At 64.9% G+C, this 18,122-nt stretch carries 12 protein-coding genes; 4 read left to right on the top strand and 8 right to left on the bottom strand.

The annotated features are described in order from the left end of the window. From pknB to BLIJ_RS00440, 8 genes are all read right to left on the bottom strand, one after another. Complete coding sequence (pknB, locus tag BLIJ_RS00405) at positions 1–2,088, bottom strand: Stk1 family PASTA domain-containing Ser/Thr kinase (RefSeq protein ID WP_012576529.1); 2,088 nt, start codon at positions 2,086–2,088, stop codon at positions 1–3. Further along, positions 2,085–3,035 (bottom strand): serine/threonine-protein kinase, encoded by a 951-nt coding sequence (locus tag BLIJ_RS00410; RefSeq protein ID WP_012576530.1) that lies wholly within the window; start codon positions 3,033–3,035, stop codon positions 2,085–2,087. The genes pknB and BLIJ_RS00410 overlap by 4 nt, the downstream gene beginning before the upstream one ends. Further along, positions 3,032–4,498, bottom strand: coding sequence for a peptidoglycan D,D-transpeptidase FtsI family protein (locus tag BLIJ_RS00415; protein ID WP_012576531.1), 1,467 nt, complete (start codon positions 4,496–4,498; stop codon positions 3,032–3,034). Before BLIJ_RS00415 ends, BLIJ_RS00410 begins: the two co-directional genes overlap by 4 nt. Further along, entirely contained in the window at positions 4,495–6,054 is a 1,560-nt protein-coding gene (locus BLIJ_RS00420) for an FtsW/RodA/SpoVE family cell cycle protein (protein ID WP_012576532.1), read from the bottom strand. The genes BLIJ_RS00415 and BLIJ_RS00420 overlap by 4 nt, the downstream gene beginning before the upstream one ends. Continuing rightward, a complete protein-coding gene (locus tag BLIJ_RS00425) occupies positions 6,051–7,745 on the bottom strand; it encodes a BofC C-terminal domain-containing protein (RefSeq protein ID WP_012576533.1) in 1,695 nt (564 codons plus the stop codon). Before BLIJ_RS00425 ends, BLIJ_RS00420 begins: the two co-directional genes overlap by 4 nt. A 4-nt stretch (positions 7,746–7,749) precedes the next feature. Beyond that, positions 7,750–8,274 (bottom strand): FHA domain-containing protein FhaB/FipA, encoded by a 525-nt coding sequence (locus BLIJ_RS00430; protein WP_012576534.1) that lies wholly within the window; start codon positions 8,272–8,274, stop codon positions 7,750–7,752. 29 nt (positions 8,275–8,303) lie between these two features. Then, positions 8,304–9,005 (bottom strand): FHA domain-containing protein, encoded by a 702-nt coding sequence (locus tag BLIJ_RS00435; protein WP_007051707.1) that lies wholly within the window; start codon positions 9,003–9,005, stop codon positions 8,304–8,306. A 222-nt stretch (positions 9,006–9,227) separates the two neighbouring features. Beyond that, positions 9,228–11,600, bottom strand: a complete 2,373-nt coding sequence (locus tag BLIJ_RS00440) for a prolyl oligopeptidase family serine peptidase (protein ID WP_012576535.1) — start codon at positions 11,598–11,600, stop codon at positions 9,228–9,230. Positions 11,601–11,660: 60 nt separating this feature from the next. On the opposite strand from BLIJ_RS00440, the gene BLIJ_RS00445 reads away from it, so the two are divergent. From BLIJ_RS00445 to BLIJ_RS00460, 4 genes are all read left to right on the top strand, one after another. Then, the gene (locus tag BLIJ_RS00445; protein ID WP_012576536.1) at positions 11,661–12,752 is read left to right on the top strand and encodes an alpha/beta fold hydrolase; all 1,092 of its coding nucleotides are present in this window, start codon (positions 11,661–11,663) and stop codon (positions 12,750–12,752) included. Between the two features lie 62 nt (positions 12,753–12,814). After that, positions 12,815–13,771 (top strand): aromatic amino acid DMT transporter YddG, encoded by a 957-nt coding sequence (yddG, locus tag BLIJ_RS00450; RefSeq protein ID WP_012576537.1) that lies wholly within the window; start codon positions 12,815–12,817, stop codon positions 13,769–13,771. A 165-nt stretch (positions 13,772–13,936) separates the two neighbouring features. Further along, the gene (locus BLIJ_RS14650) at positions 13,937–15,313 is read left to right on the top strand and encodes an alpha/beta hydrolase (RefSeq protein WP_012576538.1); all 1,377 of its coding nucleotides are present in this window, start codon (positions 13,937–13,939) and stop codon (positions 15,311–15,313) included. Positions 15,314–15,486: 173 nt separating this feature from the next. Next, positions 15,487–17,994: a bifunctional lysylphosphatidylglycerol flippase/synthetase MprF gene (locus BLIJ_RS00460; RefSeq protein ID WP_231837884.1), complete on the top strand. Its 2,508-nt coding sequence runs from the start codon at positions 15,487–15,489 to the stop codon at positions 17,992–17,994. Positions 17,995–18,122 lie beyond the last annotated feature (128 nt).

Below are 18,122 nucleotides of genomic sequence, written 5' to 3' on the forward strand. Positions count from 1 at the left end.
CTACTTGTCGCCGCCTGGGCCGGTGCCTCCTGTGCTACTGCTGCCGCCAGCGTTGCCGTTGCCGTTGCCGTTGTTGTCGCCTGTGACGGCGGCCTTCGTGGTGATGGTGACGGTCGAGCCCACGTCGACCTGGGCGCCGGCGCCGGGATCGATGCCGACCACCACGGCGGTGGGGTCGGCCGGACCGTTGGCCTGGGCCTTGAGGCCGACGGCCTTCAGCATGAGTTCGGCGGTGGCATATTTAGTGCCTGCGGCGATATTCGGTACAGCGACCTTCTCCTTGCCCGTGGACACCCAAATGGTGATGGACCCGCCCTGTGCGATAGAAGAGCCCGAATCAGGACTTACACGGGTAATCAGACCGGCCTCCACCGTATCGGAGCTCTCCTGCTCCACAGTGAAGCTGAACCTGCCCTCATACTGCTGTAGCACGCTGTCCTTCGACTGACCGACCAAATTGCTCGGTACGGTGGTCATGCCGGAAGAAACATATATGGTGATGGTGGTGCCCTTGGGAACCGACTGGCCGGCGGCAGGATCGGTTTTCGTCACCATATCCTTGGCGATGTCGGCGCTGTCTTCGGTTCTGACGGTGGCATTCACCTTGAATCCGGCGCTTTCCAGAATGCTGCGCGCCTCTTCCTGGCTGCGTTCCTTGACATCCGGAACCTGAGTGGACTGCGGGCCTGCGGAGAACCATACCTTCACCTTCGACCCCTTGGCCACCTTGGCGCCGGCCTCCGGGCTCATCTTGGTGCAGGTGCCCTCCGGCTCGGTGGAGTCGGTGTCCTGCTTGCCGACCATGGTCAAGCCCAATGTCTCAAGCTTGAGCTTGATGTTGTCCTTGGAGGTGGAGGCGTTGCACACCTCGGGTATGGTGACCTTGTCTTCGGCGGACTTGTTGGGCGCGCCGCTCATGGCGAACACGACGCCCGCGCCGACAAGGGCCACGGCGAGCACCGCGATCACCGAACCGATAATGATCTTCTTGCGCTTCTTGGCCTTGGCCGCCGCCGCACGCTGCTGCGCACGGGACTGCAACGCCGCTGAGTTGGCACCATTGGCCGGTGGAATCTGCTCGAACTGACCGGTCACCGGGTTGAATGCCTGGGTGGGCTGCTGCTGCGGTTCCACCGGCGTGGTGGGCAAATCACGTTCGGCTTCCTTGCGGGCCTTCATATTCGACAGGTCCGTCAATGGGTTGAACGCGGCCGCCACCGGTACGCCGCCGTTCATGTAGGTCAGGATGTCGGTCTTGAACTCGGAGGCCGTGGCATAGCGATTCTGGCGGTCCTTGGCCATGGCCTTGGCGCAGATCGAATCCCACATCTTCGGCAGCCCCGGCACCACGGCGGATGGCGGCGTGGCGACTTCGGAAACATGCTGGTAGGCGATGGCCACGGCGGAATCACCGGTAAACGGCGGGCGGCCGGTGAGCATCTCGTAGAGCACGCAGCCAGCGGAATACAGGTCGGAACGCATGTCGACGGTCTCGCCGCGCGCCTGCTCGGGAGAAAGGTACTGTGCGGTGCCCACCACGCCCTGCGACTGGGTCATGGTGGCTGCGGAATCGTCCAGAGCGCGGGCGATGCCGAAGTCCATGACCTTGACCACGCCCTGCTCGGAGATCATGATGTTGCCGGGCTTGATATCGCGGTGGATAATGCCCATGCGATGCGAATAGTCGAGCGCGTTAAGCACGCCCAACAGCACCTGTTCGCAGTCGCGCTGGCTGAGTGCGCCGTTGACCTTGATGATGTCGCGCAGGGTTTGGCCCTTGACGTATTCCATGACGATGTACGGCAGACGCTCGGTATCGCCGCTTTCGGAAGAAACCAGTTCTTCGCCCGAATCGTAGATGTTCACGATGTTCGGGTTGTTCATCTGGGCCACGGCGTGTGCTTCCCGGCGGAAACGGGCCAGGAAGATGTCGTCGTTGGCCAGATCGGCGCGCATGATTTTCACGGCCACGGTACGGCCCAGACGGGTGTCAAGGGCCACGTGGACCTCGGCCATGCCGCCACGACCGATGAGCTGGCCAAGCTGGTAGCGTCCGCCGGCCAATGCGGTGGGCATACTGGTGCTCATTGCTTATTCCCTCCCAATCTTGAGGCCGGGGCCTCCAAAACAATGCGTGGCGTGCTGGTCACTCGGCGCGGCAGTCGATTGCCGGACGTGACCATGGCGGTGTCGGCCATTTCGGTCTGCTGATCCAGCAGACGGCGTTCGATGCGTGCCAGCGTGCGGGACACCACCAGCGCGTCATTCGGGCGATCCAACGGGTCCTTGGCCAGCATTGACATGACAAATTCGCGTAACTGGACGTCCACCGAGTCCGGCAGTGGAGGCACGGGATTGTTCACGTGCGCTGCGGCGATATCGACCGGAGTGGTGCCGGTGAACGGACGCTGCCCGGCAAGGCCCTCGTACGCCACCACGCCCAGTGAATAGATGTCCGATTGCGGCGTGGCCTGCTGGCCCTGCGCCTGCTCGGGGGAGATGTATTGTGCGGTGCCCACCACCATGCCGTCCTGGGTGATCTGGCCTTGGCCGGTGGAGTAGCTCACGCCGAAATCGGTGATCTTCACTTCACCGGTGTCGGAGACCATGATGTTGGCCGGCTTGACGTCACGATGAATCACGCCGTGCGAGTGGGCCACGAATAGGCCTCGCGCGGTCTGAATCAGAATGGGCAGCAGTTCGATGGGATCCATCGCGCCCTTGCTGTGGAACAGATCCGCCAACGATTTCGAGGGGACGTATTCCATAATCAGAAAGCCGATGCCGTCATGCTCGTAGTATTCGAACAACGCAGCGATATTCGGGTGCGCCAGATTGGCGGAATTATGGGCTTCGGCACGCAGGCGGCGCAGCTTGGCCTCGGCGTTGGTCACGTCCGAGCGCAGCGCCTTGATGGCCACTTCACGGCCGAGCTGAATATCGTAGCCTTTCCAGACCTCGCCCATACCGCCTTGCGCAAGACGCGAATCAAGACGATATCGGCGGTGAATAAGCTGTCCTTCGATAAGTTTCACTGCTGCAAAGCCTCCTGCATCATCGCGCGCATGATCGGGCCAGCGGCGAGCGAACCGTATACATCTGTGTTATGCACCAACACCGCGACGGCGATCTGCGGATCGTCCGCCGGCGCGAAACCGATCACCCAGCCGTCGATGGCAGAGTTGTCGGTACCGATTTGTGCGGTACCGGTTTTGGCCGCCACCTTGATGCCGTCGATGGCCAGCTGCGGATTGGCCTCGGTCACCACGCTTTCCATCATCGTGGTGAGCTTGTCTGCGGAATCCTTGTTGAACGCATTGGCCATGGTTTGCGGTTTGGTCTGCGAAAGTACGGTGAGATCGGCGGCGCGCACACGATCGACCAGCGTGGGCTGCATCAGTTTGCCATTGTTGGCGATTGCCTGCGCGACCATCGCCATCTGCAACGGCGTGGCCGTGGTGTCGCCTTGGCCGATGGATGCCAGCGCAAGCTTGTCGTCGGTCGGATCAGAGGGGAATGTGGACGCGGTGGCCGTCATCGGGGTGCCCGTGGATTCGGTGCCGTCAATGGTGATGGTGCTGCCAAACCCGAGCTTGGTGGCCATGTCCGAAACCTTGCTCGCGCCGAGTTTCACGCCAAGCTGGGCGAACGCGGTGTTGGACGACCACGCGACGGCCTCTTGCAGGGAGATCTGCCCGTTGACGCCGTCGGCCTGATGCTCGGCGTTCGGCAGCTGTGTGGCGGTGCCGGGCAGCGTGTAGCCGGCGCCTGCAGGAATCTTCGTGTCCGTCTGATATTCGCCGGTTTCCAGCGCAGCCGAGGCGACGATGGTCTTGAACGTGGACCCTGGTGGGTACAGCTGCGAGGTGGCGCGGTTGATTAGTGGGCTATTTTGGCCCGCAGAAAGTTCGTTGTAGGCCTGAGACGCGGCTTTGGTGTCATGGGTCGCCAGTTTGTTCGGATCATAACTGGGCGTGCTCACCATGGCGAGGATACGACCGGTGCTGACTTCGATGGCCACCGCCGCACCATCGCGCGTACCGAGCTGATCGTAGGCAACCTGCTGCAGCTTGGGGTCGATGGAGGTTTCGATGGACGCGCCCTGATTCGTAGCGCCGGTGAGCATGGCCTTGGCCCGCTGCCAGATCAATGAATCGGCCTCACCGTTGAGCAGCATGCTGCGGGAGGCTTCCAGGCCGCGATCGGCGGTCTGGTTGATGGAGAAGAAGCCGGTGACCGGAGCATACAGCGGACCGTTGGAATAGGTACGCAGGTATTTGAATGCGTCGTTGACCGGCTCGGATTTGGCCATGACCGTGCCGTCCGAGGCCAGGATGGCACCGCGGTAGGCACCGAGCTGGTGGTACAGCGAACGGGCGTTGCGCGGATCGTTGTTCAGCGCGTTGGCCCGTACCGCCATGATGATGGTGGACGACAGGCCGAGAATCACGAACAGCGCGACCACGGCGGTGAAAAGCTGACGAAGATATTTGTTCATACGCGAGTGCCTCCGTTAACGGGAGGAAGCGGGGGAATCGTGCCGGTAGGCGTGTACGGTTCATCGGCGCCGGTATACGACGGAGTGGTGGTATCCACAATGGGGTCGTCAAACGATTCCGACTCGGACTGCGACGCCGTAGCCGACGCGCTGCGAGGCTGAACGATCGGCTCAGTGGCGCGGGCCCTGGCCTCAAGTTCCTTGTTGCGCAGCACGGCCAAAGCCTCGTACTGGAACGTATCCGAGGTCAGCTCCGGCTCGGGCGCATTGGCCGAGTTCGAGATGATGATGAGCAGGGTCGCGAGAATATAGTTGGCGATCAGGCTGGACCCGCCGGCCGCCATATAAGGCAGGGTCAGGCCCGTCAGGGGAATCACCAGCGTGATGCCGCCGACCACGGTGAACACTTGGAACGCCATGGTGAACACCAGTCCCGAAGCCAGCAGTTTGCCGAAACCATCCTTGATTTTCATGGCCGTGATGAAGCCGGAGGCGATGATGAGCAGGTACAGCATCAGCATGGCCAGCACGCCCATCAGGCCGAGTTCCTCGCCGAGCGAGGCGTAGATGAAATCGGAGTTCGCGAACGTGACGCGCGAGGGATGCCCCTGGCCCAGGCCGGTGCCGAGCATGCCGCCCGCCGCCAGTCCGAATATGCCGGTGACCAGCTGCCAGGAGCCACCGGGGGTCTTGTTGTATTGCTCATTGCTGAACGGGTGCAGCCAGGCGTCGATGCGCTGACCCACGTGGCTGAACGCGCCGGCGGCCAGCACGGCGCCCGCGGCGAACGCGATCAGACCGATGATGATCCAGCTTTTCCGGCCGGTGGCCGTGTACAGCATGGCCACGAACATGGCGAAGAACATGAGCGAAGTGCCCAGGTCACGCTGCATGACCAGCACGCCCATCGAAGCGATCCACACCACGATGATGGGGCCGAGGTCCTTGATGCGGGGCAGTTGCAGCCCCAGCACCTTCCTGCCGCCCACGGCCAGCCGGTCGCGGTGATCGAACAGGTATGCGGCGAAGAAGAACGCGAGGAACAGTTTGGCGAACTCGCCCGGCTGGAACTGGCCCAATCCCGGAATCCTGATCCAGATGCGCGCGCCGTTCACCTCCATGCCGATGAACGGCAGCATCGGGGCGAGCAGCAGCACTAGGCCCACCACCATCGACACATAGGAGAAGCGTCGCAGCACGCGGTAGTCCTTCAGGAAGATGATGAGCAGCGCGGAAAGCACGATGGCGATGCACAGCCACACCAGCTGGCGTTGGGCAACCGCCCAGCCCTCGCTCTGGTCAATGCGAGCGATCATGGTCACGCCGGTGGCGGTCAGCAGTAGCACGCAAGGCAGAATCGACTGGCTGGCATACGGCTGGAAGTGTACGATCAGCCCCCACAGCACCAGAAACAGCACTACGACCAATGCCAGCATGCCGGCGTATTGCATAGGGAATTCGCCGGCGGTGCGTTGGAACATCTGGATGAACGCCAACGCACTGATTGCCATGGCAATCAGCAACAAGGAAATCTGACGTAGACGGGTAGCGATCATCGTGCATCCCCCGTGGCCGCGTTGTCGGCCGCTCCGATACCGGATTTATCTGAGGAATCGGATGAGCTTGACGAACCGGACTTGTCTGACGAGGAGCCGGACTGGCTGGACGAATCCTTGGTGCTGTCCTTGGAATCGCTCTGGGAACTGTCTTTGGAACTGTCCGGGGAATTGGACGCCTCAGCCTTCTTGGCGACGTCGGCTTCCTGCTGCTTGGCCAGTTTGCGCATTTCGGTGCGGATGATGCCCACATGCGACTGTGCTTCGTCCAGCGAACCGACCGTGATGCCTTGGCTCAGTTGGTCGCGCCATGATTGCGGCAGCTGCGCGATGGCGATGTCGGTGGTCTCGACTTCGTGCGAAAGCTCAAGCCCGAAAAGATTGGTCGGCACGCCACGGTAGATGGCCACCGTGCCGTTGGCGTTGCCCACGTAATAATGCGCCTGGCTCCACGTGTACGCGCCCCAGCCGGCACCGGCCAACGCCAGTGCGGCAAGAATGCAGGCGACGATCACGGCGAGCCTGTTGCGGCGTTTCCTGGTGCGTGTGACCTTCTTCTGCTCGATCTGCTCGTCGCGGATGGCCTTGGCCACGTCCGGGTCGTTCGGATCGGCGGACAAGCGCCCGTCCGGCTTCTGCACCACCGGAATCTCACCGGTATCGGGATTGGCCCGCTCGCCGGTCTCCTCGCGGACCGTGGATGGCTGGACCACGCGCGCGGACGACGGTTCGGCCGTGGTCTGCGCGGGCTCCGCCTCATGCGCGCTGGCTGGCTGGATCAGCGCCGCGGCGCGTTGTGCGGGCGAATCGTCCTCGCGCAGCGCGGGAGCGGTGGCCACCGGCGCGTTGACGATGTCCGCAATCGGCTCGAGATTGCGGCTGGCGGCGCCGCCGACCAACGGCGTTTGGTGGGGCAGGTCGAACGCGTCGGCGTCCAACGCCAACGTGGCGTCCGCGATGACGGCCGTGACGTTATCGGTGCTGCCCGCCCGCAGCGCCATCTGCACCAGACGCTGCGCGCATTCGCCCTGATCGGACAGCGCGGTCATCGTCTCCGCGATGGTGGAGTCCTCCAGCACGCCGCACAGGCCGTCCGAACACAGCAGCCAGCGGTCGGCGGGATGGGCGCGGCGTATGGAGATGTCCGGGTGCGGGTCGATGTCGAAGTCGCCGAGCACACGCATCACGACGTTGCGCTGCGGGTGATTCTTGGCTTCGGATGGGGTGATACGGCCGGTGTTGATGAGATGCTGCACGTAGCTGTGGTCGCAGGTGACGCGGCCCAGATGACCATCGCGCAGCAGATAGGCGCGCGAATCGCCGATGTGGGCGATGATCCAGTAGCCGGCCACCAACGCCACCGCGGTGACGGTGGTGCCCATGCCGGCGAGTTTGCGTTCGCGCTTGGCCTTGCCGACGATGGCGTCATGCGCGGCCATGACGGAGGTCTCCATCATATGGGCGATCACCGCGACATCGCCGTCGGTGTCGTCCCGTTCGATGTGGGCCAGCGACCGGATGGCGATGGAGGATGCCGTGTCGCCGCCGGCGTGACCGCCCATGCCGTCGCAGATGGCGATGAGATGCTCGCCGGCGAAGGAGGAATCCTGGTTGTTCGCGCGCACGGTGCCCACATCGGACACCGTGGTGGAATACAGGAACAGCGGTTGTGAAGCGGCGGATTTTGGCATGCGGCTACCTCAGTTCGAAGGTGGTGGCGCCGATGCGCACCGGGATACGGGCGGGCAGGATGGTGGGACGGTTGATGCGCTGCTGGTTGACCACGGTCCCGTTGGTGGAGTTCAGGTCCTCGATGGCCCACTGCCCGGAACGGATGTCACGGTACACGCGGGCGTGACGGGAGGAGACGAACTCATCGTCCAGCACCACGGTGTTCGAGGCGGCGCGCCCGAGCGTGATGTCGGCGTCGGACAACGGTACGGAACTGCCGGCGAGCGGGCCGTCGATGATGACGAGCAGGGTGGGCTGCGCCGGAGCGGCGGATGCCGCGCCCGCATGGGAACCGCGATGCGGGCGCGGCGCCTGCGGCGGCTCGGTCTGGGTTTTGTGCGCTTCACGTTCACGGCGGCGGCGTGCACGCGAGGGCCGCGGACTGAACGTCTCGATGTCCTTGCGCAGCGAACGCACGGCCAGCCAGATGAATATCCACAGCAGGATCAGGAATCCATACTTGAGCAGGGCGAATGTCAGTTCAGTCATGGGTGGACGGCTTTCGGGCGTGTGCTCGACTACTCCTGGGCTTGGGCGGAGGCCCAATACAGGATGCGGGTGCGGCCGATGGTGATGGTGTTGCCGTCGAGCAGCGTGGCGGCGGGCACTTGGTGGCCCTCCACGTACGTGCCGTTGGTGGAGCCCAGGTCGCGGGCGATAACGCCGTTGTCGGTGATGTCGATTTCCAGGTGCTTGCGGGAGATGCCCGGATCGTCAATGACGATATCGCAACCGGAACCGCGGCCGATTACCGTCTTGTCTTTGGTGAGCAGGTACTGGTTGCCGTTCACCTCGAGCACTGGGCTGTCCTCGGTCTGCGCATCGGTGGTGACCGGCACGGCATTGCCTTGCACGGATTCGGAGGTGAGGTTGAAGTTGCCCTTGGACAGGTCAAGGTCTTCCTCGAAGATCACAATCACCGGGCCCACGAAGGCGTAATGCTGGCTCTTCGCGTACTCGGTGAGATTGTCGGCCAGCTCATTGGCCAGGGTCTCGCTACCCCATGCCTCGATACGGTCGAAGTCAGGAGTACTGAGCTTGAAACGGTATTCATTCGGGGCCACCGTGCGGTCACGGCCCACGGGCATGGCCTCGGCGTCAATCTCGCGCTCCAAGGCGCTGGAAAGATCGACAGGCTGCAGGTCTTTGGAGCCGAACTTGGCGAATACTCCGTTGACTGCACCCTCCACGCTTTTTTCAAAACGGTCGAGAACGCTCATAGTCCTCCCTTTCTAATCCTCACCCATCCTACGCGGTGATGGGAATATGAGGCAAAAAACCGGTCTTCTGTGTGGCGATGAGTGCAAAATATCCAAAAATATCCAAGAATTCAGGGCGGAAATGGGTGCGGCGCACCACCTGCGCCATTTTTCCGCATGCCGTGCGGGTGCGGGCCCCGGGCGTGCCGCGGACGTCACGGCCCACGGCACGCCCGAGACCGGTCAGGCCAGGGCGTCGCGCAGGAAGTCGCGCTGGAGGGTGAGCAGGTTTTCGGCCACGGTCTCGTCGTTGGTCATGTGGGTAATGCCCGTCAACGGCAGGAAGGTGTGCGGGCGACCCGCCGCCATCAGAGCCTGCGAGAGGCGCAGGCTGTGGGCGATGGTGACGTTATCGTCGGCGAAGCCGTGGATCAGCATAAGCGGGCGGACGAGTCCCGGCGCATCCTGCACGATGCCGTTGCGGCGGTACACATCCGGGTCGAGACCCAGATAGCGCTCGGTGTAGTGCGTGTCGTACAGCGTCCAGTCGGTCGGCGGGGCGCCGGCGCATGCGGCCTTGAACACGTCTGGCGCGTCCAGCACGGCCAGTGCGGACAGGAAGCCGCCGTAGGACCAGCCGATCATGCACACCTTGTCGAGGTCCGGCGCGGGAACGCCGGGCCTGCGCCCGTCGGCATTGAGCCTGGAGACGGCCTCGGGAAGGGCGTTGACGGCTTCAATCTGGTCGGCCAGCGTTACGTCCTTCATATCCTCGAAGATCTCGCGGTCCCATGCCGGGCCGCGGCCGGTGGTGCCACGGCCGTCCGCCGTGACCACCAGGAAGCCCTGGTCGGCCCACCACTGGCCCTCCCAATAGAAGGACTGCGAGGCGACGACCTGCTGGAACCCGGGGCCGCCGTAAGGCTTCATCAGCACCGGCAGTTTGTCGGAGTGCGCGTACGGGCTGGACGGGCTCGGCGCGATGATCGCCGTGTACAGCTGGTGCTCGCCCAGTCGCGTAAACGTGACGTTCGGTGCAAAGCCGGGTTCCGCCGCCGTGGACGAGATAGTGGCGCTCTGTTCTCCCAGAATATGCCGCATCTGGGCGCGGGCGGAACGCATATCGCGGCCGGAGACCACGATGCCGCGCTCGCCGCGCGAGGCGGTCCACTGGCCGGGATCGGTCGTGACCGGCGTGATCGTGCCGTTGTAATCGATACTCACCACATCGAAACTGCGGGCGTCGTGGCCGCCGAACAGAGACTCGGCATCCGAAGCGGCACCCGAGCCGGTCCAGGCGTCCGGCACCTCAGATGCGATTTCGGGCGCACACTGCACCACGGCCAGCACGTCGTCGTCGGTCACGTCGAGCACCGAGCGCACGTTCCACCCGGCCGGCGTGAACGGGCGGCCGTCCACCGTCAGACGGTTGGTGTCCGCGGCCATGTCGTTGAGCGGGCACACCAGCCGGCCATCCGGCGTGTAGGTGGGCGTGCCGTGAATCAGGTCGATCCACTGGTCGTTCGCATGCTCCTCAAGCACACGCGTGGCACCCAGCGCGGCCCCATCCGCCGCGACCGCCACCTCGAGCACCTGGTCGCGGGTCTGGCGGCGGTTCTGCACCAGCACCAGTGGATCGTGGCCGCGACGCCAGTTCACGGCGGCCACATACTCATACGCCTCACGATCCCAATCCACGTCGGCGTTGCCGGTGATGCCCGCGTACCGGCCGTCTCCGTCGAACGCCAGGGCGATCACGGTCAGGTACACGTCGGCATTGCGGGTCAGCGCGCGCGGGTAACGGCGGCCGGCGGCCGGATTCTCGGGGTCGGCCGGATCGCTGATGTACCAGGTCGGCTCGTCGGCGGTGTCGAAGGACTCGAACAGCACGTGCTGCGAATCCGGGGCCCACCAGAAGCCGTCGTACCGGTCCATCTCCTCGCCGGCCACGAACTCGGCCAGACCGATTTTCCACGTGTTTTCGGCCGGATTGCCGTCCTCATCCTCCACGCTCACGCCGTAGACGGCGGTGATGCGGTCACCTAGCTCGCCGCCGATATCGACCAGCATCAGGTAGCTGCCCGTGGTGTACAGCACATGTTCGCCATCCGGGGCGATGCGCGGGTTCAGCACCGGCGTGTACATCTCCGGGTCCTCATCGAGCCATTCGCCGGCCAGTTCGCGGGTGTGCGGCTCGGGTGCGCCGGTCTCGTCATTCCAGGCGATCTCGGTCAGGAACAGGCGGCCGTTGATGGTGAACACGATGCGATTGCCGTCATCGTCTGCGGAGTAGCCGACGATGCCGGTGCCGCCTTCGCGCGCACGCTCGCGGCGGGCCTTCTCCTCGGCCGGCACGTCCTCGCTGTCGGCGGTTGCGCCCAACAGTTCGCGCGGGTCGGCCAGTTTGGTCTCATGGTGTTCGCCGGACTCGTCGAACCAGCTTAGCCACAGTGCGGTCACCAGATCCTCGGGGCCGTCGGAGCGCAGGAACAGGGCCCGCGAGCCGTCGCCCACGGTCTGTGCGGAGCGCGGTGCGCCGCAGCCGAACCGCAGCGTGCGCGCCCTGAGGCGTGGGAAATGCTTGATTGCGTCATTGACATCATTGGTTTCGCTCATACCTCACAACCTACGCGCCTGTGCGGTCAGCGGCGTGAGGCTTGTCCTAAGATGGGAACCATGCAGGTGACGATGATCGACGAAAACAAGTACGCCGAAATGATGGCCGACGTGGTGCTGCCCGCGCTCGAACAATGCCGCGAGGAGGGCTGGTTCGATCCGTCCGCCGCCGAACGTTCGGCCGGGGTCGAGCCGCTGTCCGGCATTATGGACACCGGCGGCCGCTCGGGCCAGCTGCACTACCTGTGCTACGATTCCGCCAAATTCGACGCGATTCGCGAACAAGGCGCCACCGCCGTCTTCCGCGGGGCCATCGTCATCAGCCACGGCTTCACCGAGTTCGCCGAGAAGTACGACGAACTGGTCTGGTACTTCCTGCTCGCCGGCTATTCGGTGTGCGTGCTCGAACATCGCGGCCACGGCAAGTCCGCGCGCGACGTGGACGATCATTGCATGGTGTGGATCGATGATTGGCGGCGCTACGTGGCCGATCTGGCCGGCTTCGCCGAAACCATCGGCCAGCAGTACGCGGCCGGCATGCCGCTGAACCTGTTCTGCCATTCGATGGGCGGCGGCATCGGCGCGGCCCTGCTCGAACGCTACCCCGCCCTGTTCGACAAGGCGGTGCTCTCCGCCCCCATGATCGCCCCCGCCACCGGCATGCCGTTGGGTGTGGCCCGTGTGCTGGTCAATGCGCTGTGCGGACTCGGCTTCGGCAAGAAGCGCGTGTTCGGGCAGTCGGACTTCACGCCGGAATTCTCCATGAAAGGCAACGAGGGCGCGTCCGAGGCGCGTGAACGCTGGTATTTCAGACTGCGTTGCGAAAACCGTGAATACCAGACCTACTGCGCGACGTTCGAATGGGTGCGTCAGGCGCTCAAGCTCAACCGGGCCGTGCTGCGCCCGTCCGCCTGCGCCGAAGTGGAGACGCCGGTGATGCTCTTCCAGGCCGGCCGAGACGTGTGGGTGCTCAACAAACCGCAGAACCGTTTCATCCAACTGGTCAAGGACGGCGGCGGCGAGGCCGATCTCGTGCGGTTCCCCGAATCACGCCACGAGATCTTCTCCATGCCCAACAGCACCTACAAGCCCTACCTCGAAAAGATCCTTGGCTTCTACGACGATCCGACGATCGCCAGCGCCACGTACTGAGCGCCGCTGTACCCATCCGATGGGTAGAGTGGCTTGCGGAACAAGGCGAGAGAGGCGGACCCATGGCGAACGGCGTACGGCACACGAAAGGCGCACCGGCACCGCAGACCGGCTGGCGAGGCGGGCACGTCGTATCCGCGCGCGCCACGACCATCGGTCTGATGGCCATCCTGTTGTGGAGCGTCATGGCCGCCGCCGTGCGCATCGTCGCCGAGGATTTCGGCGCCACGCTCGGCTCGGCGCTCATCTACACGGTGGGCGGCATCCTGCTGCTGGTGTTCCGGCGGCCTGCGCCGATCCGAGAGTTCCCACGGCGATACCTGATCGTCGGCGGCCTGCTGTTCGTCTTCTACGAATCGTCGATATCCCTGTCGCTGGGCCTGGCCCCCACCGCCGAAGCCTCGGTGGAGGTGAGTCTGGTCAACTACCTGTGGCCCACGATGATGGTGCTGATGTCGGCCGCCATATCCCATCGTCGGCACGCGGTCCGCGCCGTGCTGCCGGGGGCGGTCGTGGCCACGGCCGGCGTGATGCTGGCGGTCGGCGGCAATTCCGGGCTTGACTGGCAGGCCGCCGTGCGGCACATCGCCGCCGACCCCCTGCCGTACGCGCTGGCGTTCGCGGGGGCGCTCGCATGGTCGGTGTATGCGGTGTTCACGCCCGCCATGAGTCATGGCGTGGACGGCACCTCGCTGTTCTTTCCGTGGGTGGCCGTGGCGTTGTGGATCATCCACGCCGCATCCGGTCAGGGATGGCCGTCCACGCCGCCGCGCCCGTCCGCCTGGCTGTTCGTGGTGATCGCCGCGGTGGCGATCGGCGGCGGCTACGCCTGTTGGGGCTATGGCATTCTGCATGGTTCGATGGAACGGCTGGCCATCGCCTCATACGCCACGCCGGTGCTGTCCACCGGGGCCAGCGCGGTGCTGCTGGGCCTGTCGTTGTCGCTGCCGTTCTGGTGCGGCGCGCTGCTGGTGGCCGCCGGCTCGGTGCTCAACTATCTGGTCAGCGCACGCGAATAACCCGGGGCTGGGCATACCGGGCGTATCGCCCGTGGGACGCTGGGCGAAGCCTGTGGAAATCATGAAAACTCGTGGCAGGTTCCGTGAAACTCGTCGATGCTCCATGAATCACGGGTTAGTGTGGCGTGAGCCTGCAAGTGATGGCCTGAAGCGCGAAGGTGAGGAATGGAAGACTCCGTTTGGAAGACGGTCATGGGATTGTCGCTGGTCCGGGGGATCGTGCCCCGGACCTTGTTCGGACTGACCGTGGTCGCGGCGATCATACTGATCGGCATACTGGCATTCGGCGGCAGACGACACCGCACGCATCCGCTGGTCGCCTCACTGGTTGCCGCCACGCTCGCCGGCGCGGGCGGACTACTGGCCACGTGGCTGATGTCCGACGTGTTCATGGTGTTCGGCGTATCGCTGGGTTGGCCGGTGACCCTCACCGTCGCGGGAGGCTTCGCGGGCCTCGGCTTCGTGCTAGCCGCCGCCGTGACGTTACGGGGAGCCCGTCGCGCGCTGGCCGTCGTGCTGGTGCCGCTGGTGCTGGCGTCCACCGCGCTCGGCGTGGACTCGATCTACGGCGAATACCGGACCATCGGCAATCTCGTCGGCTATACGCCGTACCCCCCGCTCGGTTCGGTCACCGTGCGCAAAGCCTCGATGAGCGTCGGCGAGTGGCGCGACAAGGCGCGCAAGGACGCTCTGCCATCCATGCCCGACTCGGGCAGGGTGTTCGCCGTCGACATCCCGAACACCGAATCCAAGTTCAAGGCGCGCAAGGCGATGGTCTACCTGCCGCCCGCCGCGCTGTCCGACCGCCCGCCGGCCCTGCCGGTGATGGAGCTGCTCGCCGGTCAGCCGGGCAGTCCCGGTCGCCTCATCGACGCCGGCAACATCGCCGCCACGATGAACGCTTACGCCGCCGAACACGACGGGCTGGCGCCGATCGTGCTCGCACCCGACCAGAACGGTTCGGCCATGCACAACAGCCTGTGCGCCGACACTACCCGAGGCAACGCCGAAACCTACCTCACCAAAGACGTGGTGAACTGGGCCACAACGACGCTGCCGGTAGCCAAGTCGGCCCGTATGTGGGCGATGGGCGGGTTCTCGCAAGGCGGCACCTGCACCACGCAGCTGGTGCCGCGTCACCCTGACATCTACGGTGCGATGCTGCCGGTGGATGGTGAGCTCGAGCCGACCGACGGCAGCGTCGAGACGATGGTCCGGCGATATTTCGCCGGCGACCGCAAGGCCTACAACAGGCAGGTGCCGGTCAACGCCATCGCCGCCACCGGCACGGCCGGCCAGGCGCTGTTCGCCGGCGCCGGCAAGGGGGATCGGAAGTCGGTCGCCAACATGCGCACCATCGCCGCGGCCGCGCGCGCGGCCGGCATGGAGACCACTGAACTGGTCGTGCCCGGCGCCGACCATGACTGGCATGCGGTGCAGGCGGTCTGGAACCCCGGTCTCGACTGGTTCGGCGCGCGAACCGGGCTGGGCGAAATGACGAAATCGTTGGAGGAATACCCACAAGTGGAGGTGTTGCAATGAGCGAAGAACAACAGCATGGGAACGCGCGGCCGGCGGCCATGCCGCAGACGCGGCGGCCTCTGCGGGACGCGGAACCCTCGCGGACGAAGCCCACCACGACCTCCCGCGCCACCAAACCGCATACGGCAAGGTCCAGCCATGCGGCGGAAAGCTGGCGTGAACTGGCCGGTGACATGCGGCAGTGGGCGGACGACCACCGGCTGGCCGTCACCGCCACGGCGGCGCTGGTGGCGCTGAATTTGGCGGCGTGGCTGGTGGCCGCGATGGCCGGATTCGCGTTTCCGCTGCGGCTCAGCACCAGCATGGCCGCATTCAACGCCGGCAAACTCATCTGCTCGCTGTTCCTGGCGCGCGGCGTCATCCAACTTATGGTCGACGCCGTCCTGTGGCTCGTCATGTTGTCGATAGCCGAACCATGGCTCGGCCGTGTGCGCACCGTCGTCACCGCGCTCGCCTGCGCGGCCGGCGGCGTGCTGGCGGGCCTGACCCTGTGCGCGGCGGCCGGATGGATGTTCCAGGACTCCCTGTTCGTCTCCCGCATGCGGTTCGCATTGAGCCCGCTGGTGTTGCCGGTCGGCGCGCTCATGGCGGCCAGCGCGTTCTGCAGCCACCTATGGCGCAGGCGCATCCGACTCGTCGGCTATGTGGCGATCCTGGTCACGTTGCTCTACAGTGGCAACCCCAGCGGCTACTGCATACTCGCCGCCGCGCTGATCGGCCATGCCGCCGGCCGTGTGATGGCCGGTCCGCCCGCGCACGTCGAAGCCGAATGGCACTGGCTGCGCAGCACCTCCTTCGAGGCGCGACGCATATTCGCGGCCATCGCCGTGGTACTGGCCCTGGGGCCGGTCATCGCCATCACCTCCCATAACCATGCGGGCCCGCTCAGCACGATCGGCCTGCTCATGAGCCCGGTTTCCGTCGACAACGGCATGCTGGCCAAATGCCTGGCTGGTGACACGCACGGCGGATGCTTCCTGCAGTTCAATCTGCTGCGGGCCTCGATGCCCGGCGCGGTGCTGCGCTCGCTGCTGCCCACTGCCGTGACCTTGGTGCTGGCGTGGGGCCTGTATCGCGGACGTCGGTTCGCGGCCATCTGCACCGTGGCCATCAACCTGTTCACGGTGACCATCGCCGTCGCCTACTATCTGGTCGTGCCGCTGAGCTTCGCGCCGGACGGCATGGCCTCCCTGCTGCAGCACGGCGCGATCGTCGCCTGCGTGGCGAACGTCCTGCCCCCGCTGCTGTTCGCCGTCGCCCTGCTGGCGGCAATGAAACACTTCCCGATTCGCATCGGCTGGCGCAGGCTGGTCGGCGGCATCGGCGCCATCGTGCTGGCCTGGCTGGCGTGCGCCGCCATATACCTGATATACGGTATTGCCCAACCCGCCACCTTCTCGCCACGCGCCACCGCCTCGTCGCTGCTGGCCGAACTGCCGGGCCGGTTCCTGCCCATCGGCTTTCTGAGCCATATGAAGCTGTCGTTCGTGCCGCGCACTCCAATGGCTTCGATCGTGTACCAAGGCATCGGCCTGGTGTTCTGGATCGTGGTGCTGGCCGTGGTGATCCACTGGATGGGCGACGTGAGCGAATCGAACGAGCTGGCCCGTGCGCGCGCTGAACGTCTGGTCGAAACCGGCGGCGAATCGATGAGCTTCATGACCACGTGGGAAGGCAACAGCTACTGGCTGTCCCCCACGGGCAGATCGGCCGTGGCGTATCGCGTGCTCAACGGCATCGCCCTGACCTGCACCGGACCGTTCGGCGATCCGGCGGAATGGATGGACGATCTGAACGGTTTCACCCAGTACTGCGTGGAACGTTCGCTGTCGCCGGTGTTCTACGGCGTGCATCGGGAACAGCGCGACGCGTTGCTGGAAGCCGGCTGGAACTCCATCGAGGTCGGCAGCGAGATGGTGGTCGACCCGCGCAACTGGAAGACGACCGGCAAGAAGTGGCAGGATGTGCGCACCGCCATCAACAAGGCCAAACGCGATGGCGTGAGCGACGTGCTGTCCACCTTCCTGGAAGCGTCGCTTGACGTGCGCGAGCAGATCGAGGACATTTCCGAGGAATGGGCGCAGCTCAAGGCGTTGCCGGAGATGAGGTTCACGCTCGGCGGCGTCGAGGAGCTCCGCGACCCGCGTGTGCGGCTGCTGTACGCCGTCGACGCGGACGGGCGCGTGTTGGGCGTCACCAGTTGGTTGCCGACCTGGCGCGAAGGGCGCATCGTCGGCTGGACGTTGGATTTTATGCGCCATCGCACCGACAGTCCCAACGGCATCATGGAGTTCCTGATCGCGCGCATGGCCGAGCGTCTGCGCGACGAGGGCGAAGCCGATCCCACGCACGCCGTGGAGTTCATGAGCCTGTCCGCGGCGCCCCTGGCCGGCATGAATCCCGATCGGGACAACGCCGGGGAGGACGGGGCACCGGCCAGCGAAGGCACGCAGGTGCTCCAACACGCGCTGCAGATCGTGGCCGACTGGATGGAACCCGCCTACGGCTTCCACTCGCTGTTCAACTTCAAGCGCAAGTTCCAGCCCACCGAAGTGCCGGTCTACGTGTGCTACCCGGACCCGGCGGCGTTGCCGCAGATCGGACTCGCCGTGGTGCGCGCCTACGTGCCCAGCGTGACGGCCGCCGAAGTGGCCGGCATGCTCAGCACGCTGCGGTCGTGAAGGTGTGCAACGGGTACGCAGGTTAGCCGATTCGAGCCTGAGACGGGGTATCTGCTTTCAGAGAGGTACATTTGGCCCCTTGCGGACAACTAACTGCCTTCAAAGAGGTGCCTGAACTCTGAAATCTC

The organism is Bifidobacterium longum subsp. infantis ATCC 15697 = JCM 1222 = DSM 20088, from assembly GCF_000269965.1.
Classification (GTDB): Bacteria; Actinomycetota; Actinomycetes; order Actinomycetales; family Bifidobacteriaceae; genus Bifidobacterium; species Bifidobacterium infantis.